Below are 24,113 nucleotides of genomic sequence, written 5' to 3'. Positions count from 1 at the left end.
GAAGGCACGTTACCCGGTTCGTCCCGCGGTGCGGGAGCCGTAGTCCAAGTGATGGACATCATGCACGCCGACCTGCATGCATGATGCTGGTCGGACCGCGGTGCCGCAACCGTCAGGGCGTTCCCGCAGGCAGTGTGCACAGCAGCCGATTCGCGGTTCCGGAGGGCGCATTCTTGACCACGTTCTGCGTTGCGTCCTGCACAATTGCTTCGCCGACCGCATTGGGCGCGGCGTCGGGATGTGCGGACCGGTAGAGGGTCACCGCGCCAGCGGCCACCGCGGCGGCCATCGCTGTGCCGGACAAAGTCCCGACGTCGGCCGTTCCGGCGATCGGCGCGGGAATGTCGACGCCAGGTGCGTACAGGTCGAGCGACGTGCCGAAGTTCGAGAACGGCGCGACCTGGTCCTGGACGTCGGTCGCGCCGACGGTGAGCGCTTCCGGCACTCGGGCGGGCGAGGTTTGGCTGGCGTCGGTGCTGCCCTCCCCGGCCGGAAGCACAATCGGCATCACGGCGGCGACTCCCTTGACCGCGTTGTCGAGCTGCTCGTTCGGCACGCCGCCGATGCCCAGCACCGCGACCGCTGGTTGGTGGGCGTTCTGGGCGACCCAGTTCAGCCCGGCGATGATCGTGTCGGTCGCGCCGCCGCCTGCCTTGTCGAGCACTCGGACCGGGAAGATCTGCGCGCCTTTGGCGACGCCGTAGCTGTGTCCCGCAACGATTCCGGCGACGCGGGTGCCATGGCCGTTGGTGTCCGACGTGTCCGTGCCGGTGGTGAGGAAATCCTTGCCGGGCAGGACCCGGCCCTGCAGATCCGGGTGTTTGGCGTCGACGCCGCTGTCGATCACGTAGACGGTGACGCCGGAGCCGTCCGAGTCGTAGTGGTACTTCTGATCGAGTCCGGTTCGCTGGTCGATCCGGTCGAGCGCCCAGCTCGGCGGGTTGTCCTGCGTCCCGCTCGCCGCCAGCGCGGCCGGTTGCACCCCGGCGACCAGCAGGAATGTCAGAGTTGCCGAAAAAAGGCCACGCGCCGCTCGGTTCCGCATGCCTGCGGTCGTATCCCGGTGGCCATTCGGCGGCAACTCGACGTCACACGATGGGCTGGTCCCCGTCCAGCAGCCGCCCGCCCCGGCGCACTGATAGGTAAAGGCAAAGGGGGACGATGCACGGCACCTATCTCGCCGTTAAGAGGCAAACCGCTGTCCGACCGACGCGTTTCGCCGCTCCGTGGCCAACGGTTGACCGGCTGAGAGCTTTAGCCGCTAGCCGGCCAACCGTTGGCAGACCGACAATTACTTCGCCGCCGGGACGTGTGCGCTCACCGACATCGTCGGCAAGTAGACCAGCGCGTCGAAGGCTTGCACGACGTCGACCTTCGTGAACATGTGCGCGTGCCGCACGCTCGACGGTCCGGTCAGGCCCTGCGCCCGGTCTTGCCGCAAATCGACCACACACGGATCCGCGCCGGCCAATGCCGCTTCGACACTGCCCTCGGCGGGTGGCTCCAACTCCTGTGCGTAGACCCGGAAGCCGAGCCGCTCGTTCTCGTCCGGTTTGAGGCCGGTGGTCGTACCGGTGCCCGCAGTGAGGCCGAGCGCGAAGTAGTCGTCGCCGAACTCCTCGGCGAGGTGTGTGCCTGCGGAAGGGAACGTCATGGTCGGCATAGCGGCGAACGGCACTCGCTGCAGGTGTCCGTTGTGGACCATCACCACGATCTTCTCGCCTTCGCCGTACAGCTTGCGAAGCAGCTTCACGGTTGCGGCCATGTACGTGTCGCGAGACGACCCCTGGAGCGACGGTGCCGTTCCCGACATCATGGCGCTCAACTCGCGCAGGTACGCGTCTACGCGAAGCGCGCCGACCGCGTGGTGTTCGACGATCGCATACCGGGCTGGCTCGCTCCGTTGCCGATAAACTGGCGAAAGAGAACGAAGGTGCGCGACAAGAGTCGTCAACGCGGCCGTGGCTGCGTCCCGGTCCGCAGCGGTCATTGCCGCATAACGGCCAGGCGCGACCGCGCTGCTGACCGCCGAGTACGGCTCGGACGCGGCGATCGCGGCGTCGACCAGCGGAAGAACCTCCGGATCGACCTCCTCCACGAAGCCGCGGACAATCTTCAACGCCGGCTGCGGCGAACCGCTCGAACTGGGCAGGTCGAGTCCGGAGAAACGGACGCCGCCGTGGCTGCGCATCCACGTCAGCATCTCGTGCACCTCGGCCGACTCGCCGAGGGAAAAGGTGAATCCTTCTCGCCCGACCTCAGCGACCGTGCCGGGGCCGCCGTCGAGCCACTGCTGCACCAGGTCGCCCTCGGCGAAGCCCGATTCGAAGCCGAGCACCGTGAACCCGTGGTCCTCGACGAGGCGGCGGAGCAACCGGGCGCGGAGTTCGCCGAACTCGCGGATGTGGTGGTTGTTCTCGCCGATCGCGACGATGCGCGCGTCGCCGATCAGGCTGGTGATCGAAGCGACGTCGCCGTCCAGCGGCGAACGGGTGCTCAGCGGTGTCATACTGAGGACACTAATGCAACAGGGGTAGCGATTGGCCACTGAGGTGCCGGGGACCAGCAGGCCGGGCGGGCGCACGGAACGCACGCGCGTCGCCGTATTGCGGGCGACGCTCGATCTGCTGGCGGAGGTCGGGTTCACGGACCTGACGGTCGAGGCCGTCGCCGAACGGTCGGGCGTGCACAAGACGACGGTTTACCGGCGATGGGAGTCGCGCGAAGGACTGGTCGCGGCCGCACTGCGGTTCGGCACCGGCGAACCGTGGAGCCCGGCGGACACCGGTTCGCTTGTCGCCGATTTGCGGCGAATGGCGTTGGACGTGGTGCACATATTGACCACCCCCGGGCAACGCGAGCTGCCGACCGCCGCGGTGCTGGCGGCCTTCCACTCGGAACGGGCGGCCGAGGCGTTGCGGGACTTCTATCAGGATCGGCATGCCCGGGCCGCGGTGATCGTGGAGCGGGCGGTGGCGCGTGGGGAGGTGCCAGCCGACACGGACCCGGACGAGGTGACGCGGACGGTGTGCGGGCCGGTGTTCTATCGCTTGTTCGTGTCGAGGGAACCGGTGTCGGAGGAGACGGCTGAGATCGTGGCGGAGGCTGGGGCGGCGGCTGCCCGGGCGGGGGTGTTGTGCAGGCGGTTGCCGGGCGATGGCGACCGGGGTTGATTCCGAGGTGTGGGCTTTGTTGCCGGAAAACGGCGACGGGTGGAGGGCGCCGCTGGATTGGGTGGTTTGGCCGCGGAACGGCGAAAGCATAGTGCGGCTGAGCTATGGGCTGGCTCGATGCTCTCGGCGAAGCTGGGACGACGCAGGCGAAGCCGGGCGGCGGGAAGAGAGGCACGGTTGGTGATTCGGTTCTGCTTTCGCCGCTGAACGGCGAAAGCAGGGTACGGCCGTTCGACGGTCCCGGCGAAGCGGGGCAAGCCAGGCGTCGGGCACCAGACGACGGGCGGAGAAGAGCGGTTGGCGGGTCGGCTCTGGTTTCGCCGCAAAAGGGCGAAAGCAGAGTGCGGCTCAGGGACGGGCTGGCTCAACGTTCGCAGCAAAGCGGGGACGAACCAGGCGAAGCCGGGCACCGGGCACCGGGCACCGGGCACCGGGCACCGGGCGATGGTCGCCAACGAGCGGCATGCGGAGCGACCCTGGCGGGCGAGATGTGCAGGAAGTCGCCGTCAAAGCGGCAACGCACGATGAGAGGTCGCAGCCAGGCTGAGCAGGCAATCGCCACTCAACGGCAACAGCCCGAACAGCAACAGGCCGAGCTAGCTGCCGAGCAACCCGACGCGCGTTGCCGTCAAACGGCGACAAGCGCGAACGGCAGGGAGCAGAGGCAAGCAGTCGCCGCTAAACGGCAACAACCAAAGCCCGCTCAAAGAAGCACGCCTAGCCCAACGGCAGCCGGTACCGGACCTCCTCCAAGGTCACCGCTCCGTCGGACACCGATTCCACCTTGGTCTTGCCGTCCGCAACCCACCCGGCCCGTTCGTAGAACTTCCGGGCCCGGGTGTTCGTCGAGAGCACCCACAGCGTCGCCGACTCGAACTGGGACGACAGGCCGCGTACGCACTCCTCGTGCAGGGCTCGGCCCATCCCCTGGCCCCACTCGGACGGGAGAAGGTAGATCGACGACAGTTCGCCCGTCTCGGGGGCGGCGTCGTCGTCTCGGCTGGGGCCGAAGACCGCGAAGCCGGTGATCTTCTCGCCGGTGCTTGCCGCCAGGACGGTGTGCGGGCGGGAAGCGTCCGCAAGGCTCGAAGCCCAGAACTGTTCCCGCGTCTCGACCGACAGGCCGGACAGGAACTCGTCCGGCAGCAAACCCGCGTAAGCCGCTTGCCAGGAGCCGACGTGGACGGCTGCGATGTCTGCCGCGTCTTCCGGGGTCGCGGGGCGGATGACCAGGTCGGGCACCATTCCTCCAGAGGATCGGCACGAAGGGCGATCGGGCTGGGAGCAGTTCAGCACACAAGCAGGTCGGCCCGCATGCGGTTTACCGGAGTGACCACAAAGGACAGTCAGGGAACCGGACAAGGGCGGCTGGGCCAGCGGGGCGTGAGTGTGTTCGGGCAAGGGTTCCGGGACTTCAGGCATCGCCGCCCCGCCTGGGAGGCTCGTCGGGACTCCGGCCGATAGCCTCGTCGGATTGGCGGGTCAGGCTCCGCTCGTTCGTCATGCCCGTGCGCACCAGGAAATGGGACTATCGATGACCAACCCGTTGATCGCGCCGGTGAAGGACTCCACGACCGCGATGTCCGGGATTCCTTTGCTGGAGGACGCGACCGGCCTCAAGACCGCGATCGAGAGCAAGAACTGGGCGGCCGTCGCGATCGGGGCGGTGGGCACCGCGATCGACGTGCTCACCGCGGTGATGGATCCGTTCGGCGCGATCTTCGCCGCGGGGGTCGGGTGGCTCATGGAGCACGTCGGGCCGCTCAAGGAGGCGCTCGACGCGCTCACCGGCAAAGCGGACGAGATCAAGTCCCAGGCGGAGACCTGGACGAATGTCGCCAAGGAGCTCGAAAGCGTCTCGGCGGAGCTGACCGAACTGGTCAAGAAGGACCTGCAGGACTGGAACGGCGAAGCGGCCGACACCTACCGCAAGAAGGCGGAAGACACCTCGGCGCTGATCGCCAGCGCGCAGAAGGGCAGCGAGGGCGCGGCGAGCGGGGTCAAGACTGCGGGCGAGATCGTCGCCGCCGTCCGGTCGCTGGTGCGGGACACGATCGCCGACCTCGTCGGGCACCTGATTTCGTGGGCTTTGCAGGTGCTGTTCACCGCGGGAATCGGGATGGCCTGGGTGGTTCCGCAGGTCGTCACCGCCGTCGCCAAGACCGCGTCGAGCATCGCGAAGGTCACTTCGAAGCTGGTCAAGGCGCTCAAGGCGTTGGTGCCGCTGCTGAAAAAAGCCGGCGTGCTGTTCGAGGACGCCGGCAAAGCGTTGAAGGGCCTCAAGAGCGGCAAGGCAGCGCCGACGCACACTCCCAAGGACATCAAAACCGGGAACAGGTCTCACCCCGGCGGAGACGAGGGCACGCATACTTCCAGCGCCGGAGGGGACAGCGGGCACCACGGCGGCAGCCACTCGAGCGGCAGCCACGAAAGCGGCGGCGAGCACGGCGGCGGCGGAGGGGCGGGCGGGCACACGTCGGCGTCCAGCAGTTCCTCCTCAGGCGGGGCCAGGGGGAACAGCGACGCCTCGCGGTCGCTCGACAAACAGGGCGAGAACTCGCGCAGCCTCGACAACATCTGCACCACCGGCGACCCGATCGACGTCGCGAGCGGCCAGATGGTGATGGCCGAGACCGACGCGACCTTCCTCAGCGCGCTGCCGATGGTCTTCGAGCGCACGCACTTCTCGTCGTTCCGCGCGGGCGGCTGGCTCGGTCCCGCCTGGGTGTCCACTTTGGACGAGCGGATCGAGGTGCACGAGGACCAGGTGTGGTTCGCCGGCGCGGACGGGATCGTCCAGGTGTTCCCCCGGCCGCGCGGAGACCAGTGGGTCGCCGCCGAGCACGGGCCCGCGCGGTATCTCGCCGAGGAGCCCGGCGGCGGATTCGTCCTCGAGGACCGCGAAAGCGAACGGGTCCTGACCTTCGAGCGCGGCAACGGCCCGGTCCGGCCGATCCGCTCGATCAGCGGCCGCGGCAAGGAGCACATCTACTTCCAGCGCGACCAGCACGGCACGCCGGTCGCGATGCGGCACAGCGGCGGCCACCTGATCCAGATCGCCACCGAAGGCGGGCTCGTGACCGGGCTGTCCACCGTCACCAAGGACGGGGACGAGGTGCCGTTGGTCCGCTACGGCTACACCGCGGGCAACCTCACCGAGATCACGAACGAATCCGGCCTCCCGTTCCGCTACGCCTACGACAATCTGGGACGGATCGTCGAGTGGACCGACCGCAACGGCGAGTGGTACCGCTTCCACTACGACCGCGAAGGCCGGGTCGTGCGCACCGAAGGCTCCGGCGACTGCCTCACCGTCACCATGCACTACGACCTGGCCGCCCGGATCACCCACGTCGTCGACTCGCTCGGCCGCCGCAGTGCCTACCACCTGAACGAAACCGGCCGGGTCGTGCGCGAGGTGGACCCGACGGGCGCGGCGCGCGCCTACGAATGGGACGCGCTGGACCGCCTGGTCGGCGAAACCGACGAAATGGGCAGGCAGCGGACCTACCGCTACGACGAAATGAACAACCTGGTCGCCCTCCAGCGGCCGGACGGCACGGAATTGACCATCGAGCGCAACGACTTCGGCCAAGCCGTCCGCATGGCCGAGGCGCCCGGCGTCGAAACCCGCTGGGAGTACGACGAACGCGGCAACGTGACCCGCGTTGTCGAACCGGGCGGCGCGACCACCAGCTACACCTACGACGAGTGGGGCCACGTCGCGTCGGTCACCGATCCAAACGGCTCGACGCTGACCGTGGTGTCCGACGACGCGGGCAACCCGATCACCGTCACCGACGCCCGCGGCGCGACGACCGCCTACGCCTACGACTGCTTCGGCAGGCTCTCCGCGATCGTCGATCCGAACGGCGCGGCCGAGGAATTCGGTTACACCGTCAGCGGCGCGCTCGCCTGGCACCGCCTGCCGGACGGCTCGACGGAGGAATGGTTCTACGACGGAGAAGGCAACAACCGCCTGCACTCCGACGCCTCCTCGGCGATCGCCCAGCAGGAGGTGACCCATTTCGACCTGGTCTCGGCCGAGATCCGGCCGGACGGCACCCGGCTCGAATACTCCTACGACACCGAACTGCGGCTCACCGCGGTGACCAACGAACAGGGCCAGGTCTGGCGCTACGAATACGACCTGGCGGGCAACCTCTCCCGCGAGACCGACTTCGGCGGGGCCAGTTCGTCCTACGGCTACAACGCCGCCGGCGAGCTGACCGAGATCCGCAACCAGGAAGGCGAGGTCGTCACCCTGCGCCGCGACGTGCGCGGCAACATCGTCGAGGAAACCGTCGAAGGACCGTCCGGGACGCTGCACACCCGCTTCGAGTACGACGTCCTCGGCGAGCTCGTCGCCCTCGACGACGGGACGACCCGCATCGAGTACACCCGGGACGCGGCGAGCCGGATCGTCGGGGAAACGGTCAACGGGCGCGCCGTCCGCTCCGAACTCGACCCCGCGGGCAATCAGGTCCGGCGGCAGACGCCGTCCGGGGCGGAAAGCGTCTGGGAATACCGCGAAGCCGGGCTCCCGGCCGCGGTGCGCGCCGCCGGCCGGACCACCCGGTTCGAGTACGACCGGGCGGGCCGCGAAACCCTCCGCGCGTTCGGGCAGGACGCGGCGATCGTCCGCTCCTGGACCCCGGCCGGACGGCTCGCCCGGCAGGCGGTCCGGTCCGCGACCGGCGAATTCGGCCAGGACCGGCAGTACCACTACCGGCCCGACGGCCTTCCCGACCGGATCGACGACGGGACGGCCGGGTCGCGCTGGCTCGCGATGGACGTCCGCGGCCGGGTGATCTCGGTGCGCGCCCAGGGCTGGAACGAGCAGTACGCCTACGACCCGACCGGACGGCTCGTCGACGCCGACTGGCCCGCGCCCGAGGACGAGGACCGCCGCGGCAGGCGGGCGGGACCGGCTTCGGTGATCACCGAGGCGGGCGGCGTCCGCTACACCTACGACCAGTCCGGCCGGATGCGCACCCGCCGCCACGAGGACGGCCGGACCTGGACCTACACCTGGGGCCCGCTGAACCGGCTCGTCGCGGTCGAGGTCCCGGACGCCACGACCTGGCGCTACACCTACGATCCGCTGGGCCGCCGCATCCGCAAGGAACACTTCGCCGCCGACGGGACGACGCTGCTCGAACGCGTCGATTTCGCGTGGGACGGCGAAACGCTGGCCGAGGCGACCAGTTCCGGCCCCGGCGCCGCCGAAACCACGGTGTGGGACTACGAACCGGGCAGCTTCGTGCCGCTGCTGCAGCGCCGGCGCACCGGTTCCGCGGACCAGAAACGCGTCGACGAGCAGTTCTTCGCCATCGTGGCCGAACCGTCGGGCACGCCGACCGAACTGCTCGACGACCGCGGCGAGATCGCGTGGCAGTCCCGCAGCAGCCTGTTCGGCGTCGTCGTCGCCGAGTCCGGCGGCACCGGCATCCCGCTCCGGTTCCAGGGCCAGTATTTCGACGAGGAAACCGGGCTGCACTACAACTTCCACCGGTACTACGACCCGGTGCTCGCGCGGTACCTCAGCCCCGACCCGCTCGGGCTCGGCGGCGGACTCGACCCGCACGCCTACGTCAGCAACCCGCACGTCTCGGTCGACCCGCTCGGTCTCGTCGGGGGATCCTGCAACACCCCGCGCGGGTCCGGCGGCTCCGGCGGCGGTTCCCAGCGCGGCCGGGGCCGCACCCGCTCGCCCAGCCCCGGCCCGAACGGGGAGCGCCGCGTGCGCTCCCCCGGCGGCCGGGTTTACCAGGAGGGACCGCCCACCCTCGCGGCCGGCGCGCGCAGGCGCGAGCACTACGGCTACAAGAACCTGTCGCACAAGCATTCCAAGATGCGGCCGCTGTTCGAGCGGAACGCCGTTTCGCCGCCGCCGAAGTTCCGCAGGCGCGGCGACGACACCAAGTGGTACATGGACCCGAACCGGCGCTACCAGACGCACGACTACCTCGGCAATCCCACCGGCATCGTCCGCGGCCACAGCAATGTCGTGATGGGCCACAACCCTTCGGCCGGAACCCATTTCAACCAGACCGGCCATCGGAACACGCCCGAACAGAACTTCGCGCACAACTCCGACGTGCGGATCTTCAAGCACCTCGAACCGAAGAGCAACTCCGCCGCGAGCGGATCCCAGGAACCCCGGTTCGGCGCCCCGGACCCGCGGGACTCCAACCGGGTCTACTGGGACAAGAACCACCGGGGCTATGTCGGCAATCCGGACCACGACTGGGATCTGGTGAGTCCGCAGCCGAGCCGGTCCTCCGGCCACCGCGGGTCAGGCGGCGGGAGTTACAGCGGCGGGTACAGCGGGAGTTACGGCGGCGGTTCCAGCAGTTACGGCGGCGGATCCAGCAGCCACGGCGGATACAGCGGTGGCTACGGCGGCAGCGGCGGGTACGGCGGCGGCAGCAGCTACGGAGGCAGCAGCAGCCGCCGGAACCACGGCTACGACTCCGACGACGACCTCTACGACGCCTGACCCGACGAGAAACCTCGAGCAAGAAGGCGTGGCCCGGGAAACCCCCGGGTCACGCCCCGCTCAGCTCTTCTCCAGGTACTCCGCCCGCTCCAGGTCGACGACGTCCGCCACCATCTGCGCCAGGCCCGGCAGCGAAGCCAGCTCCGGATCGGCCGTCACGATCTCCTGAGCCTGCGCCCGCGCCTCGGTGATCACGTCCTCGTCCCGCAGCAACGACAGCAGTTTCAGCCCGGACCGCTTGCCCGACTGCGCCGCACCGAGAATGTCGCCCTCCCGGCGCAGTTCCAGGTCCAGTCGGGACAGTTCGAAGCCGTCCGTGGTGGACTCGACCGCCGCCAGCCGTTCGCGGGTGGAAGTGCCGTCCAGGGTTTCCGTGACCAGCAAACACAATCCGGGCACGCTCCCCCGCCCGACCCGGCCGCGCAGCTGGTGCAGCTGGCTCACGCCGAAGCGGTCGGCGTCGAGGATGACCATCGCCGTCGCGTTGGGGACGTTCACGCCGACCTCGACCACGGTCGTCGCGACCAGCACCTCGACCTTCCCCGCGCCGAATGCCTGCATGACGGCGTCCTTCTCGTCCGTCGGCATCCGGCCGTGCAGCGCGGCGATCTTCAAGCCCTTCAACGCGCCGTTGGCGAGATCCGGCGCCACGTCCAGCACCGCGAGCGGCGGCCGCTTGTCGCTCTTGTCCGACGGCGGTTCGTCGCCGATCCGCGGGCACACGACGTACGCCTGGTGTCCCTTGCCGACTTCCTCGCTGACCCGCTGCCACACCCGGTCGAACCACGCGGGCTTCTCCGCGACCGGCACGACCGTCGTCTTGATCGGCGAGCGGCCGACCGGCATTTCGCGCAGGGCCGAGATTTCCAGGTCGCCGTAGACCGTCATGGCGACCGTGCGCGGGATCGGCGTCGCCGTCATGACCAGCACGTGCGGACTCGTCGAATCGGCACCGCGCGAGCGCAGTGCGTCCCGTTGCTCGACGCCGAACCGGTGCTGTTCGTCCACGACCACGAGCCCGAGATCGGCGAACTGCACGGTGTCCTGGATCAGCGCGTGCGTGCCGACGACGATGCCCGCCTCGCCGCTTACCGTCTCCAGCAACGCTTTCTTGCGTTCCTTCGCGCCCATCGACCCGGTGAGCAAGGTGATCCGGGTGGAATTCTCGGCCGCGCCGAGCTCGCCCGCCATCCCGATGTCGCCGAGCATTTCGCGCAGCGAGCGTGCGTGCTGCGCGGCCAGTACCTCGGTGGGCGCGAGCATCGCCGCCTGCCGTCCGGAATCGACGACCTGCAGCATCGCCCGCAGCGCGACCACCGTCTTGCCGGAACCGACCTCGCCTTGCAGCAGCCGGTTCATCGGATGCTCGGTCGACAGGTCGGCCGCGATCTCGTCGCCGATCGCGCGCTGGCCCGCGGTGAGGTCGAACGGCAGCCGCTTGTCGAACGCGTCGAGCAGGCCGCCGTCGACGTGCGGGCTCGCCTTCGCCGGACGCGACACCGCGGAATGCCTGCGCTGCGCGAAAATCAGCTGCACGGCCATCGCTTCGTCCCACTTGAGCCGGTGCCGCGACGACTCCAGGTGCGCCCAGTCCTCCGGGCGGTGGATGCCGCGCAGCGCGCGCTCGAGGCCGGGCAGCCCGTGCCGTTTGCGCAGTTCCTCGGGCATCGGGTCCTCGCCGACCTCCAGCACGTCCAGCACCTGCCGCACGCATTTGGCGATCGACCAGGTCGGCATGCCTTGCGCCGCCGGGTACACCGGGATGATCTCGGCGAGGAAGTTGTCGACCGCCTCGGCCTCGCGTTCGGCGTCGAGCAGTTCGTACTCCGGGTTGGCCAGCTGCAGCGTGTCCCGGAACGCGGTGACCTTGCCCGCGAACAGCCCGGTCTTGCCGGGGGCCAGCTCCTTCTCGCGCCACGCCTGGTTGAAGAACGCGCACGCGAGCCGTCGCTTGCCGTCGGTGATCACCATGTCGAGGATGGTGCCGTTGCGGGACTTCATCCGGCGCTTGCTGATCTTCTCGATCCGCGCCAGCACGGTCGCGTGCTCGCCGAGCTCCAGCCCGGCGATGTCGGTCAGCTCGCCGCGTTCGGCGTAGCGGCGCGGATAGTGGCGCAGCAGATCGGAAACCGTCTCGATGTCGAGCGCACTCGACAGCGCCTTCGCCGTTTTCGCGCCCAGCAGCAGCGGGAGCTTGTCGCGAAGCCCGGCCATGATTATTCGACCCCCATCAGCAGCACAGCGTCGTTTTGCCCGCCGGCGTAACTCGTCAACTCCACCTCGGGGTGCTCCAGCCGCAGTTGCTCGGCGAGCTCGGCGGCCACCCTCGGCGGAGCGTCCGCCCCGCTCAGGACGGTGACCAGCTCGCCGCCGAGCGCCAGCATCCGGTTCAGCACGCTGACCGCCGCCGCGACGAGATTCGTCGCCGACGCCGGGGCGGGCTCGATCAGCACCACCTCGTCGTCGACCAGGCCGATCACGTCGCCGGACTGGGCCCGGCCCACCCAGGTTAGCGACTCCTCGTGCGCGATCCGCAGCTCGCCACGCCTGGTCGCGGCGGCCGCCTCGGCCATCGCGACGACGTCGTCGTTGACCCGGCGTCCGCTGTCGTGCACCGCGAGCGCGGCCAGCACCTGCACCGGCGACGCGCACGGGATCACCACGACGTCGCGCTCGCCCGCCATCGGATGCCCGGCGGCGGTGTCGGCGGCCGCGGTGAGATCCGGGCCGCCCGGCAGGACGCTCAGGTGCTGTCCGGCCGCCTCGTTGAACAGCCCGATCATGTCCTCGACGCTCGGCGTCTCGCCCTCGGGCACCGCCAGCACGGCGACGCCCTCGGCCCGCAGCAGCTCGGCGAGCCCGCCGCCGCGCACCACCGCGACCACAGACCGGTCGATACCGCCACCGGGTTCGATCGGCGTCGGCGTGATCAGCGGTTCGACCCGGATCTTCCGCGGCTTGCCCAGCTGCAGCCCGGCTTCGATGGCTGCGCCGATGTCCGCGCAATGGACGTGCACCGCGTGGCTGCCCGAACCGTCGCCCGCCACGGTCACGCTGTCGCCGAACCCGCTCAGTTCCTTGCGCAACGCTGGCAGCCGGTCCTCGTCGACCTCGTCCAGCAAGTACATGACCTCCCACGCGTACGGCACCTGCTCCGGCAGCGAAGCGACTGCCTTCAGGTCGTGCCCGGGATCCTCGGGTTCGCCGGTGATCACCCCGGCCAACGCGTCGAGCACCGCGACCAGCCCGCGGCCCCCGGCGTCGACGACTCCCGCCTTGGCCAGCGCGGGCAACTGCTTGGGCGTCTCCTCCAGCGCCGCCGCCGCCACGGTGACGACCTCGCGCGCCACCTCGGGCAACGTCCGCGTCGTGTCACGGACGGCGGCGGCCACGGCGTGCAGGACGGTCAGCATCGTCCCGGCGACCGGCCTGCTGACCGCGCCCGTGGCGGCCTGGTCCGCGTGCCCCAGCGCAGCCGCAAGACCCGATCCGTCGAGGTCGCCGCCGGTGGCAGCCCAGTCAGCCATCCCCCGCACGACTTGGGAAAGGATCACTCCCGAATTGCCCCGCGCGTGCGCCACCGCCCCGCGCGCCAGCACCGCCAGCGCCTCGGCCGCGTCGGCCGGTTCCGCCGCGGCGAGCGCCTCGTGCGCACCGGTCATCGTGTACAGCAGGTTGGAGCCGGTGTCGGAGTCCGCGACCGGGTAGACGTTGATGCCGTCGATGGCCGTGCGCAGCCTGTCCAAGCTGCGCACAGAGGCCGCCGCCCAGCCCGACACCGCCGCCGCGTCCAGCACCCGCACCCCGTAACCTCCTAGCCGGTCCCCGCGAGGGTAACGACCCCGCGGCAAGGCCCCCGAGACCACTCGTTACTATGGTCGAGTTGCCCGGCACGTTCGGGCGCGCATTCTTTGTCCCATATCCAGAGGAGTTCGACGTGGCTGCCGTGTGCGACGTCTGTGGCAAGGGACCCGGCTTCGGCAAGTCGGTCTCGCACTCCCACCGGCGTACCAACCGCCGGTGGAACCCGAACATCCAGGTTGTGCACGCGAAGGTCGGCGTGTCCCAGCGCAAGCGCCTGAACGCCTGCACCTCGTGCATCAAGGCTGGCAAGGTCGTGCGCGGGTAGCGACAAACTCGAAGGGTGGCGAGTGCTCGTGGAGAGCACTCGCCATTTTTTGTCGCTACGTGTCTTCCGGGGGTCGAACCCCCGGGCCCCCGCCAGGGGGCAAGCCCCCTGGACCCCCGCGTTGGGTCGCCTGGGAATCGAAGGGGCGAGTGCCGTAGCACCCGCCCCTTTTTCGTCACCGCAGGAAGTTCCCCAGCACCTCTCGCAAGGACTCCGGCGCGTTCAGCACCCCGTGGTCCTGCCCCGGGATCTCCTCGTACCGCCCATGCGCGACCGCTCCCGCCACGGCTTTGGCGGACGACGTCATCCACGCCTCCCCCGCGCCGCCGGACAGCGACAGCACCGGGACGGTGATCGCCGCCAGCCGGTCCGTCGGCAGGTAGTTGCCGCGGCCGCACACGGTCAGGTCGTACGGCAGCGTGTGCGCCAGTCCGACGAACCAGCCCCACACCGGCGCGGACTTCATCGAGTCCACCACCGAGGCCGGGGTCCCGGTGCCCTCGACCAGGAACAACTCGACCGCGCCGTCCCGGTCGCCGTCGGCGAGGCAGGCGCTCACCCGGTCCACCAGGTCTTCAGCCGGCCGTGGGCGGTCGTCGCCGATGAACGGCGGTTCGTACACCGCCACCTTCGTGATCGGCAGTCCGCGCGCCGCCGCTTCCAGGGCCAGGATCGCGCCGGACGAGTGGCCGAACACCGCGGCCGAGCCGCCGACGGCCTCGATCAGCACCTCGAGGTCGTCGATCTCGCGCTCGACGGCGTAGACCGGCGCGTCGCCGCTGTCGCCGCGGCCTCTCCGGTCGTAGGCGACGGCGGTGAAACCTGCGTCGGCGAGCACCGCGGCGAGCGCGGCGACGGTCGTGCGGTCGTTCACCGCGCCGCCGACCAGCAGCACCGGCGAACCCGTGCCGTAGGTGTCGAAGGCGATCGGGGTGCCGTCGGCGGACGTGACGGTGGCGGTCATGGCGTTCCTCCAGGGTTTCAGTCGCTGCTTACCCTGGTGGTCGGCGCCGATCGCCGGAACTGGACACGCCGCGTCAGGGAAGTTTCCAGTCGAGCGGTTCCGCGCCCTGCTGGACCAGCAGCTGGTTCGCCCGGCTGAACGGCCGCGACCCGAAGAAGCCGTTGCGCGCCGAAAGCGGGCTCGGGTGCGCCGATTCGATGCACGGCACCTCTCCGAGCATCGGCCGCAGGTTCCGCGCGTTGCGGCCCCACAGGATCGCCACCAGCGGTCCGCCGCGCGCGGCGAGCGCCTTGATCGCCTGCTCGGTGACCTGCTCCCAGCCCTTGCCCTGGTGCGAGTTCGACTTGTGCGGCTGCACGGTGAGCGACCGGTTCAGCAGCAGCACGCCCTGCTCCGCCCACGGGGTCAGGTCGCCGTTGGACGGCGTCGGATGGCCGAGGTCCTCGCAGTACTCCTGGTAGATGTTGATCAGGCTCTTCGGGATCGGCCGCACGTCCGGGGCCACCGAGAAGCTCAGGCCGACCGCGTGCCCCGGCGTCGGGTACGGGTCCTGGCCGACGATCAGCACGCGGACGTCGTCGAACGGCTGCTTGAACGCGCGCAGCACGTGCTCGCCCGCGGGAAGATAGGTGCGGCCCGCGGCGATCTCGGCGCGGAGGAACTCCCCCATCGCGGCGACCTGCGGGGCCACTGGTTCAAGGGCTTTCGCCCAGCCGGCTTCGACGATTTCGTCCAGCGGTCGTCCAGTCACGGCCCGCGAGCCTAGCGCCACGTGTCCGAGGTCACCGGGGCGGGTCCAGCCTGCGCAACTCCGCCCGGAACCGGGCCCCGCGCCGGACGTAGGAATCCACGACCGCGGCGATCTGGTCTTCGGAAAACGACTTGTTCGGCCGCGTTTTCGCCGGAACTCCCAGTGCGATCTCGCCGGTGCCGACGCTCGATTCGTACGACAGCACCGCGCCCGCGCCGACCATGCCGCCGTCCTCGATCACGCTTCCGTTCAGCACCACCGAACCCGACGCGATCAGGCAGCCGGTGCCGATCGTCGCGCCCTCGATGTGCACCGCGTGCCCGACCGCCGAGGACGGGCCCACGATCGTCGGATGCCGCGCGGTGCAGTGGACGACGCAGCCGTCCTGCACGTTCGAACGTTCGCCGATCTCGATGTACCCGTGGTCGCCGCGCAGCACCGTCTGCGGCCAGACCGAGGCGCGCGCGCCGATCCGGACGTCGCCGATCACGGTCGCGTCGGGATGGACGTAGGCGTCCGGGTGGATAGTCGGGACCAGGTCGCCGAGCGCGTAGATGGCCAATGCCGCCTCCGGGTCGTTCAGTGTTGTCGGTCGCGGGCCAGATCCTTGCCGTAGTACCGGCTTTCCGGCATATCGCCGTAATAACCGAAAGCCGGGACCTCGACGTAGCCCGACGAACGGTAGAGGGCGATCGCCTCCGGCTGTTCGGTGCCCGTCTCCAGCACGACGCGGCGGCGTCCGGCGGCGACCGCGGTGCGTTCCAGTTCGGCGAGCATCGCGCGGGCGAACCCGCGGCCCCGCGCGGATTCGACCACGTACATCCGTTTCAGCTCGACGTCGCCGGGCCGGAACGTCGGCTCGGGACCGTCGTGCGCGCGCCACGCGCCGGACGCCACCGGCACGTCGTCCAGGTACCCGACCAGGAACAGGCCCCGCGGCGGCGCGAACTCCGCGGGGTCCATCGGGGTCTCGTCCTCGGAGCCGTAGCGGCGCACGTACTCCAGTTGCACCTCGGCCATCAGCTTGGCGGCGTCGGGGTGGTCGAAGGCGACGGCACGGATGTCCACGGCGCCAGCCTAATGAAGGATCACTGCTGCCAGTGCTCCCAGCCGCCCTGCTGGTCGTACTCGCGCCCGTCCACGGTGACGCCGGATCCGGGCATGGTGACCACGCCGATCTTGCGCCAGCCCTCGGGCAGGTCGTCGAACGGCGGGAACGTCGCGACCAGCGCGTGGTCCTCGCCGCCGGTCAGCACCCACTGCATCGGGTCCGCGCCGAGCGCGCTGCCGACCTCCTTCAGCCGCGTCGGCACCTCGAGCAACGCGGTCTGCACGTCGAGCCCGACCTCGGAAGCCGCGGCCAGGTGCGCGAGGTCGGCGAGGAGCCCGTCGGACACGTCCATCATCGCCGTCGCACCGGCGTGCGCGGCCTGCGGACCGGCCGAATACGGCGGTTCCGGGCAGCGCTGCGCGTTCACCACCCCGACCGGCGACCGGAATCCGCGGCGCAGCACCGCGAGCCCGGCCGCGGCCCAGCCGAGCCGTCCGCACACCGCGAGCACGTCGCCGGGGCGCGCGCCGGAACGGGTCACCGGTTCGCGGTCTTCGAGGTCGCCCAATGCGGTGACGCTGATCACGAGCTGGTCCGCGCTCACGAGATCGCCGCCGGACACCCCGATCCCGGCCGCGTTCGCCTCGGCCCACATGCCGTCCATGATCTCGGTCACGACCTGCGCCGGGGTGTCGGCCGGGCACGCGATCCCGACGACCACCGACGTCGGTTTCGCGCCCATCGCCGCGACGTCGGACAGATTCACCGCGACCGCCTTGCGCCCGACCTGCTCCGGGCTCGACCAGTCGAGCCGGAAGTGCACGCCGTGGACCAGCACGTCGGTCGTGACGACCACGCGGCCGTCCGGCGCGGCGAGAACCGCCGCGTCGTCGCCCGGGCCCAGCAGTGTCGACGGCGGCTGCGCGCGTCCTTCGGTGACCCGCCGGATCAGGCCGAACTCGCCTGTCGCGGCCACCGAGTGCTCGTCCGGTGACACCGGTCACCTCCTGTTTCCCTCGCCTGTGTCGGATCGGCCACCGACAATCGGATCCCCTAGGTTTTTCCCAGGGCTGGCGCTACGTTTCCTACACCGTTCCTACCTCGACTAGACCGCCACCGACGAAAGGGCACGCCGTGGTCCACGCATACATCCTCATCCAGACCGAGGTCGGCAAGGCGGCCGCGGTGGCTGCGGAGATCGCCGGGGTCCCGGGCGTGACCAGCTCCGAGGACGTCACCGGCCCGTACGACGTGATCGTGCGCGCGGCCGCGGACACCGTGGACCAGCTCGGCCAGCTCGTCGTCGCCCGCGTGCAGAACGTGCAGGGGATCACGCGCACGCTGACCTGCCCGGTCGTGCATCTCTGAGCCGTGGTCCACTGAGGCGGTGGCAGACACCGACACCGGGGCTCCTCCGAAGGTCGTCCTCGTCACCGCGTCGTTGCTCGTGGCCGCGCTGGCGGTCGCGGTCGCGGTCGTCGCGCTGACGAAGAGCTCTTCGGGACAGCCCGATCCGAACCAGCCGCTCGCGCTCGTGTCCGTTCCCGCGCCGCAGGCCGGGTCGCCGGACTGCGCGAAGCTGATCGCCGGGGTCCCGGCCACGCTCACGTCGAACGGCAAGGAACTGTCGCCGCGCACGCTCGCCGAGCCCGCGCCGAAGGCCACCGTCGCGTGGGGCGAACCGGATCCGGTCGTGCTGCGCTGCGGCCTCGAACGCCCGCCGGAGCTCACCCAGACCGCGCAGCTGCGCGTGGTCAACAAGGTGCAGTGGCTGCAGATCGAGCAGGGCGGTTCGGCCACCTGGTACGCGGTCGACCGGCCGGTCTACGTCGCGCTGACCGTCCCGGAGAGCGCCGGGACGGGACCGCTGCAGGCCATTTCGGACGCTATCTCGGCCAAGTTGCCGGTCAAGCCTCTGAAGTTCTAGCCGCGATCGTCTCCAGCGACTCGCCAGTAGTACGCGGGCCGAGCACCGCCACGTCGACCATCAGCAGCACCATCGCACCCGCGACCACCGCGAACATCGTCGTCGCGCCCGCCGAATGCAGAACCGGCAGCAGCACGAACGGCATCGCCGCCGTCGCCAGCCGGGACAACGCGTAGGCCGAGCCGGCGGCGGTGCCGCGCAGCGACGTCGGGAACAGTTCGCCCTGGTAGGTGTGGAAGGCGTTGGAGAAGACGTTGCTGACGGCGGTGTAGCAGAAACCGAACACCGCAATGAGCACGCCGGACGTCGCGTAGCCGAAGGCCAGCCCGAACACCGCCATCGCCGCCGCGCTCGCGACGATCAGCCACTTGCGTTCCAGCCGTTCGATGATCGGGATGGACAGCGCCGACCCGATCGGATAGCCCAGGAAGGTGAGTGCGCTGAACGTCAGCGACGTGACGAGGCCGAAACCCTTGGCGGCCAGCACAATCGGCACCAGTGAACCGAATCCGTAGTAGCCGAACGATTGCAGCAGCTGGAAGACGTACAGCATCGCCGTGCGACGGAACCACGGCGGACGCAGCAATGCCGACGCGCGCACGGGTTCGGGCGCGGGCGGTTCCGGCTCCGGTTCGGGCAACGGCTGCGGCGCACTCGCTTCGAGCTTGCGCACGACCTCGTCCGCTTCGCCGATTCTTCCTTGCGCCGCAAGCCAACGCGGTGACTCCGGCAGCGTGAACCGCAGCGCCCACACGACCGCCGCGCCCAGCGCGCCGATCACGAACAGCCAGCGCCAGCCGTCGATGCCGAGCGGCGCGTGGCCGACCAGCGCACGGGCGAGGAATCCGGCAGCGGGGACACCGCAGAAGCCGATGGTGTAAGCCCAGGCTGTCGCCCGGCCGCGGGCGCGCGCGGGCAGCAGGTCGGCGAGATAGGCGTCAGCGACCGGCAGTTCCGCGCCGATGCCGATCCCGGCGATGAACCGGCAGATCACCAGCATCCACACGTCCGTGCTGAACGCGCCGAGCAGCGTGAACACCGAGTACAGGCCCAGGGTGAGCAGGAACGCGCGACGCCTGCCGAGCCGGTCGGCCAGCCTGCCGAGGAACACCGCGCCCACGAACGCGCCGACGAACGCCGACGCCAGGACGTACTTCAGCGTCGTCGGGGTGACGCCGAACTCCTTGGTGAGGACGGTGCTGATGGTCGCGGCGAGGAACAGGTCGTAGAGGTCGAAGAAGGTCGCGATGCCGACCACTGCGACGAAGTACCGGTGCCGCCGGGTGACCGGGAGCCGGTCGAGCCGGGATGCGATCTGCACGCGCTGTTTTCCTTACGGTGGGGACAGGCCGTTCGTTCGAGGGCCATCGTAAGGTCGCCGGACTGGTCCGGCCGCGTGCGCCGCTGTCGCGGCGGTCAGCGCAGGCCGGTGCCCCGGGCGAGCGCGGTGTCGATCAGCGTCGACAGCAGCGTCGGGTAGTCCACCCCGGTGACCTCCCACATCTTCGGGTAGGCGGACTTCGTGGTGAACCCGGGCATCGTGTTGACCTCGTTGATCACCAGGTCGCCTTCCTCGGTCACGAAGAAGTCGACGCGGGCGAGGCCCTGGCAGTCGAGCGCGCGGAACGCCTCGACGGCCATCGCGCGCAGCCGGTCGGTGAGCGCGTCGTCCAGTTTGGCCGGGATGTCCAGTTCGGCGTCCTCGCCGAGGTACTTGGTTTCGAAGTCGTACCAGGCGTCCTCGTCCTCGGCGAGCACCCGGATCTCCGCCGGGAGCGACGCCTCGACGCGGCCGTCCGGGAATTCCAGCACGCCGCATTCGACCTCGCGCCCGCGCACCGCGGCCTCGACGAGCACCTTCGGGTCGGTGCGCCGGGCCAGTTCGATCGCGGCGTCCAGGTCCGCCCAGTCGGCGACGCGGGAAATCCCGACCGACGAACCGGCGCGCGAGGGCTTCACGAACACCGGCAGGCCAAGGCGTTCCCGGTCCGCTTCGGCCAAAGTGGACTGTCCGCGGCGCAGTGCCGCGTAGGTGCCGACCGGCAGCCCTTCCGCGGCGAGCAGCTTCTTCGCGTACTCCTTGTCCATCGCCGCCGCGCTGGCGAGCACGCCGGGGCCGACGTACGGGATGTCGGCGAGTTCGAGCAGGCCCTGGATGGTGCCGTCCTCGCCGAAGGCGCCGTGCAGCACCGGGAAGACGACGTCGACGGTGCCGAGCACCTCGGTGGCCTGGCCCGGGTCGACCGTGCGCAGCTCGCGGCTGGTCGGGTCGCCGGCGAGCACGAGCGCGCGGCCGGACTCGACCGACGGCAGCTCGCGGCCCTGGATGCTGAGCTGCTTCGGGTCGCCGGTGCCGAGCACCCAGCCGCCGTTCGGCGTGACGCCGACCGGGAGCACCTCGAAGCGGTCCGGATCCAGGTTCGAGATCACACTGCCCGCGGACAGGCACGAGATGGTGTGCTCGCTGCTGCGGCCACCGAACACGACCGCGACCCGGATCTTTTCAGCGCTCATAGCCGGTCACCGTACCGGGTGAGCCTCGTCAACAGCGCGCGCCGGGGGTGTCTGCGCTGGTCGGGAGGGTCGAGCCGCTGGTCGGCGAGTCCGCGAGGCGGCCAGCGCGAACCATCCCAACCCGCGCACCGCGAGGAACGCTGTCCCGGCCAGGACGAGGACCGTGAAGTCCGGCAGCGTCTGGAACGCGACGTCCACCGGCAGCCAGCCGCCGTAGCTGAGCAGGCCGACTCCGACGAACACCGCCGCGTACAGCGCGGCTGCGGCGATGAGATGTCCGACCAGCGGCCGTACTGCCACCCGACGGAAACCCTTGTCCCGCAGGAGTTCCGGCAGCTTTCGCGCGCGACGGATCTGTCGGCGGGTCGCCAAGACCATCGCAGCGAGGGCCAGGAGCGCGACGCCGTCGATGACGCCGTAGGTGAACAGGAAACCGTTGCCGATCTCCGGGGCCGGTGCGCCCGCGAGCATCGCGAGGGTGTGGTGGAACGGCGCGCCGTTGTCCAGCAGGACCGGGTTGCGCGAGGTCAGCACCACGAGGCCGACCTGCTGGTTCGGCAGAAAGCCCAGGTTGGCGTGGTAGCGGGTCAGGTCGCCGTCGTGCTGGACGACCGGCTGGCCGTGAAGAGTGCCGGTGCCCCAGCCGGATCCGTAGTGGTCGATGCCGTCGATCGCGTGGTCGTCGCCGGTCGGGACGGCCGCGCTGTGCATCAGGCGCAGGCTTTCCGCGGACAGCGGACGGACGCCGCGGTAGGCGCCGGTCATCTGGAAGGTGAGGTAGTGGCTGAGGTCCTCGGCAGTCGAGACCAGGTAGCCGTCAGGCAGCGCGCCGGGGAAATCCGGCGTTTCCATCGGCACGTTCAAGCCGAACAGCACCGACGAACCCTCGATCAGACCCGCGCGACGGGCGTCGGCGAGGTTGGTGAAGGTGCGGTTCATGCCGAGCGGGGCGAGGACGTGCGCTTTGAGGTAGTCGGCATAGCTCTGGCCGGAAACCTGCTCGACCAGCAGACCCAGCGTCGCGTAGTTCTTGTTGCAGTAGTGGAAAGCGGTGCCGGGGCGAGACACCGGGACGACGTCGGCGAGTGCGCGGACGCGCTGCTCCAGCGTGGTTTCCGGTTCGTAGAGGTCGACGGTGCCCGCTTCGGTCGGCAGCCCGCTGGTCTGGTTCAGCAACTGCCGCACGGTGATCGGATCGTTGGATCCGGCGGTGCGGAACCACGGCAGGTACGCGGTGATCGGGGTGTCCAGACCGACTTTGCCCGCGTCGACGAGCTGCATGACTGCCATGGCGGTGAACGATTTGCTCAGCGAGCCAAGCAGAAACGGCGACTGCGGCGTCACGTCGGGGCCGACCGCGCCGGTCGTCACCTTGCCGTCCGCGGACACCAGCGCGTAGGACGACGGCGGCCCGCCTGCCAGTTCTTCACGCAGGTGCGCGACCGCAGTGTCTGCTGGCCGGTCTGGTGGCTGCGCTGAGGCCGGTGCGGCGAACACCGCCAGCATCGCGGTCGCCATCGCTGCTACCCGGATCCGCCAAGTCATCCCGCACTCCTCCGCGCGCCGAACTGATCGGCAAAAGCCTCGCGGAGCCGCGGATCCGGCACCATGAAGCTGACCGGCGGACCGAAGGTAGGGCTGGCCCCCGTGCTCAGCGGAGAAGATCGACCAGAGTCGGCACCGCGGCCATCAACGCTTCCCGCGAGCAGCCCGCGTAACCCAGCGCGATGCCGTGCACCGTCGGCGTTCCGGCGAAATGCCGCGCCAGCCCGTCGAGCCGGATCGAATGCCGTTCCGCCGCGGCGATCAACTCGGCCTCGGTCTCGGCGCTTTCCGTCCGCACCACCAGATGCGCGCCGGCGTCGTCGCCGACGAACGGGATTCCGGCGTTCGACAGCGCGGTCACCAGCACCGTCCGGCGTTCGGCCATTTCCCGGCGCAGCTTCCGCAGGTGCCGGCCCAGATCGCCGGTCCGGGCGAGTTCGACGAGCACCCGCTGCCCCGCCGGCGACGGACGGGTTCCGGTGAGATCCCGGTACGCCAGAATGGAATCGGCCACCGAAGCGGGCGCGACGAGCCAGCCCGCGCCGAGGGTCGGGGTGAGGATTTTGCTGGTGGTGCCGAGGTGCACGACGACGTCCGGGGCGAGCGCGGCCAGCATCGGCAGCGGGGCGACGTCGAAGCGCAGCTCGCCGTCGTAGTCGTCCTCGATGACCAGCATGCCTTCCGCGCGAGCGCGTTCCACGAGCTGCACGCGGCGGGCCGCGCTCATCCGGCTGCCCATCGGGTACTGGTGCGCGGGCGAGCAATAAACGGCGCGCGCCCCGGCGGGAATCGCGTCCGGACGAAGACCTTCCTCGTCCACCGGAACGCCGACAACGGTGAGCCCGGCCTGCCGGAACGCTTGCACCGCACGCTGATAACCCGGTTCCTCGAAGGCCACGACCGCACCTCGGCGCAGCACGGCAGCGGCGAGTTCCACGACAGCCGCAGTGGTACCGCCGGTCGCGAGCACCGAACCGGCGGCCAGACCGCGGTGGCGCAGCAGGTGTTCCGACACGGTCGCGCGGTATTCCGGCAACCCGGCGCGGTGCGCGCGCGTGAGCGGCTCGGGATCGGCGGCGGCCCGCCACGCTCGCCGCCAGGCCGCGCGGTCGAGGCCGCCAGCCCACGGCGTACCCGGCGCGAGGTCCAGCAACGGGGCTTGTTCCGCCTCGGCGAGCAGCGAACCGGGCACCGTGACGGACGCGGCGGCGCGGGTCGGCGGAGTGGTCACGTAGGTGCCGGAGCCGTGTCGGCCGGCGATCCAGCCTTCCGCGTGAAGTTGCTCGTACGCAGCCGAAGTGACAGTGCGCGAGACGCCGAGCCGTTCCGCCAGCGCGCGCGTGGACGGCAGCCGGTCGCCGCCGCGGAGATGCCCGCCGGCCGCGGCTTCGCGCAAGGCGTCGGCCAACTGCACGGCCAGCGGGGTGGCCGCTTCGCGGTCGAGACTGACCGGCAGGGCGGTGTCGGCGTAGGACACGGCGGACCTCCGTTACGGCGAAGTGGACTTCTCAAGTGTAGAAGAAGTGGACATTCAACGTAGCCACTTGGCCGCCGCAC

Annotated in this window: 19 protein-coding genes; 5 read left to right on the top strand and 14 right to left on the bottom strand. The window is 70.2% G+C overall.

The genetic code is table 11. The features are described 5' to 3' along the window. Positions 1-112: 112 nt before the first annotated feature. Positions 113-1,045, bottom strand: coding sequence for a S8 family peptidase (locus tag WA670_RS33255; protein ID WP_107051010.1), 933 nt, complete (start codon positions 1,043-1,045; stop codon positions 113-115). A 246-nt stretch (positions 1,046-1,291) separates the two neighbouring features. Beyond that, positions 1,292-2,509: an erythromycin esterase family protein gene (locus tag WA670_RS33250; protein WP_336160181.1), complete on the bottom strand. Its 1,218-nt coding sequence runs from the start codon at positions 2,507-2,509 to the stop codon at positions 1,292-1,294. Between the two features lie 31 nt (positions 2,510-2,540). Here WA670_RS33250 and WA670_RS33245 point away from each other — a divergent pair, with 31 nt between their 5' ends. After that, entirely contained in the window at positions 2,541-3,173 is a 633-nt protein-coding gene (locus tag WA670_RS33245; RefSeq protein ID WP_336160179.1) for a TetR/AcrR family transcriptional regulator, read from the top strand. A gap of 717 nt (positions 3,174-3,890) precedes the next feature. Here WA670_RS33245 and WA670_RS33240 read toward each other — a convergent pair. Next, positions 3,891-4,415, bottom strand: a complete 525-nt coding sequence (locus WA670_RS33240) for a GNAT family N-acetyltransferase (protein ID WP_336160177.1) — start codon at positions 4,413-4,415, stop codon at positions 3,891-3,893. Positions 4,416-4,707: 292 nt separating this feature from the next. Here WA670_RS33240 and WA670_RS33235 point away from each other — a divergent pair, with 292 nt between their 5' ends. After that, positions 4,708-9,675 (top strand): RHS repeat-associated core domain-containing protein, encoded by a 4,968-nt coding sequence (locus WA670_RS33235; protein ID WP_336160175.1) that lies wholly within the window; start codon positions 4,708-4,710, stop codon positions 9,673-9,675. A gap of 60 nt (positions 9,676-9,735) precedes the next feature. Here WA670_RS33235 and recG read toward each other — a convergent pair whose 3' ends face one another. Together recG and WA670_RS33225 are read right to left on the bottom strand one after the other, a co-directional pair. Next, positions 9,736-11,889: an ATP-dependent DNA helicase RecG gene (recG, locus tag WA670_RS33230; RefSeq protein ID WP_037811700.1), complete on the bottom strand. Its 2,154-nt coding sequence runs from the start codon at positions 11,887-11,889 to the stop codon at positions 9,736-9,738. A gap of 2 nt (positions 11,890-11,891) precedes the next feature. Further along, the gene (locus tag WA670_RS33225) at positions 11,892-13,478 is read right to left on the bottom strand and encodes a DAK2 domain-containing protein (RefSeq protein ID WP_336160173.1); all 1,587 of its coding nucleotides are present in this window, start codon (positions 13,476-13,478) and stop codon (positions 11,892-11,894) included. Positions 13,479-13,612: 134 nt separating this feature from the next. Here WA670_RS33225 and rpmB point away from each other — a divergent pair, with 134 nt between their 5' ends. Further along, entirely contained in the window at positions 13,613-13,804 is a 192-nt protein-coding gene (rpmB, locus tag WA670_RS33220) for a 50S ribosomal protein L28 (protein ID WP_009074135.1), read from the top strand. Between the two features lie 175 nt (positions 13,805-13,979). On the opposite strand, the gene WA670_RS33215 is transcribed toward rpmB, so the two are convergent. The 5 genes from WA670_RS33215 to WA670_RS33195 form a co-directional block, all read right to left on the bottom strand. Continuing rightward, on the bottom strand, positions 13,980-14,768 hold the full coding sequence (locus tag WA670_RS33215; RefSeq protein WP_336160170.1) for an alpha/beta fold hydrolase: 789 nt from the start codon (positions 14,766-14,768) through the stop codon (positions 13,980-13,982). A 73-nt stretch (positions 14,769-14,841) separates the two neighbouring features. After that, complete coding sequence (locus WA670_RS33210) at positions 14,842-15,519, bottom strand: uracil-DNA glycosylase (protein WP_037811706.1); 678 nt, start codon at positions 15,517-15,519, stop codon at positions 14,842-14,844. 31 nt (positions 15,520-15,550) lie between these two features. Next, positions 15,551-16,081: a gamma carbonic anhydrase family protein gene (locus WA670_RS33205; RefSeq protein ID WP_037811708.1), complete on the bottom strand. Its 531-nt coding sequence runs from the start codon at positions 16,079-16,081 to the stop codon at positions 15,551-15,553. Positions 16,082-16,098: 17 nt separating this feature from the next. Continuing rightward, positions 16,099-16,587, bottom strand: a complete 489-nt coding sequence (locus WA670_RS33200; RefSeq protein ID WP_037811710.1) for a GNAT family N-acetyltransferase — start codon at positions 16,585-16,587, stop codon at positions 16,099-16,101. Positions 16,588-16,607: 20 nt separating this feature from the next. Next, on the bottom strand, positions 16,608-17,567 hold the full coding sequence (locus WA670_RS33195) for a thiamine-phosphate kinase (RefSeq protein ID WP_238607894.1): 960 nt from the start codon (positions 17,565-17,567) through the stop codon (positions 16,608-16,610). Positions 17,568-17,704: 137 nt separating this feature from the next. Between WA670_RS33195 and WA670_RS33190 the strand changes: the two genes are divergently transcribed. Both WA670_RS33190 and WA670_RS33185 read left to right on the top strand, forming a co-directional pair. Next, entirely contained in the window at positions 17,705-17,938 is a 234-nt protein-coding gene (locus WA670_RS33190; protein WP_037811714.1) for an Lrp/AsnC ligand binding domain-containing protein, read from the top strand. 19 nt (positions 17,939-17,957) lie between these two features. Beyond that, positions 17,958-18,497 (top strand): DUF3515 domain-containing protein, encoded by a 540-nt coding sequence (locus tag WA670_RS33185; RefSeq protein ID WP_037811716.1) that lies wholly within the window; start codon positions 17,958-17,960, stop codon positions 18,495-18,497. Here WA670_RS33185 and WA670_RS33180 read toward each other — a convergent pair. From WA670_RS33180 to pdxR, 4 genes are all read right to left on the bottom strand, one after another. Then, positions 18,478-19,818, bottom strand: a complete 1,341-nt coding sequence (locus WA670_RS33180; protein WP_037811717.1) for an MFS transporter — start codon at positions 19,816-19,818, stop codon at positions 18,478-18,480. The two genes, WA670_RS33185 and WA670_RS33180, sit on opposite strands and share 20 nt — an antisense overlap. A 95-nt stretch (positions 19,819-19,913) precedes the next feature. Beyond that, positions 19,914-21,011, bottom strand: a complete 1,098-nt coding sequence (locus tag WA670_RS33175) for a D-alanine--D-alanine ligase family protein (RefSeq protein WP_336160166.1) — start codon at positions 21,009-21,011, stop codon at positions 19,914-19,916. Between the two features lie 6 nt (positions 21,012-21,017). Further along, the gene (locus tag WA670_RS33170; RefSeq protein WP_336160165.1) at positions 21,018-22,556 is read right to left on the bottom strand and encodes a serine hydrolase domain-containing protein; all 1,539 of its coding nucleotides are present in this window, start codon (positions 22,554-22,556) and stop codon (positions 21,018-21,020) included. A 106-nt stretch (positions 22,557-22,662) separates the two neighbouring features. Then, positions 22,663-24,033 carry a MocR-like pyridoxine biosynthesis transcription factor PdxR gene (pdxR, locus tag WA670_RS33165; RefSeq protein WP_037811720.1) on the bottom strand — a complete coding sequence of 457 codons (1,371 nt, stop codon included), beginning with the start codon at positions 24,031-24,033 and terminating at the stop codon, positions 22,663-22,665. Positions 24,034-24,113: the final 80 nt, after the last annotated feature.

It is taken from the genome of Amycolatopsis sp. VC5-11 (assembly GCF_037034185.1).
GTDB lineage: Bacteria > Actinomycetota > Actinomycetes > Mycobacteriales > Pseudonocardiaceae > Amycolatopsis > Amycolatopsis nivea.
Note: the sequence above shows the minus strand (reverse complement) of the source record. Positions and strands in the feature narration are given on the sequence as shown.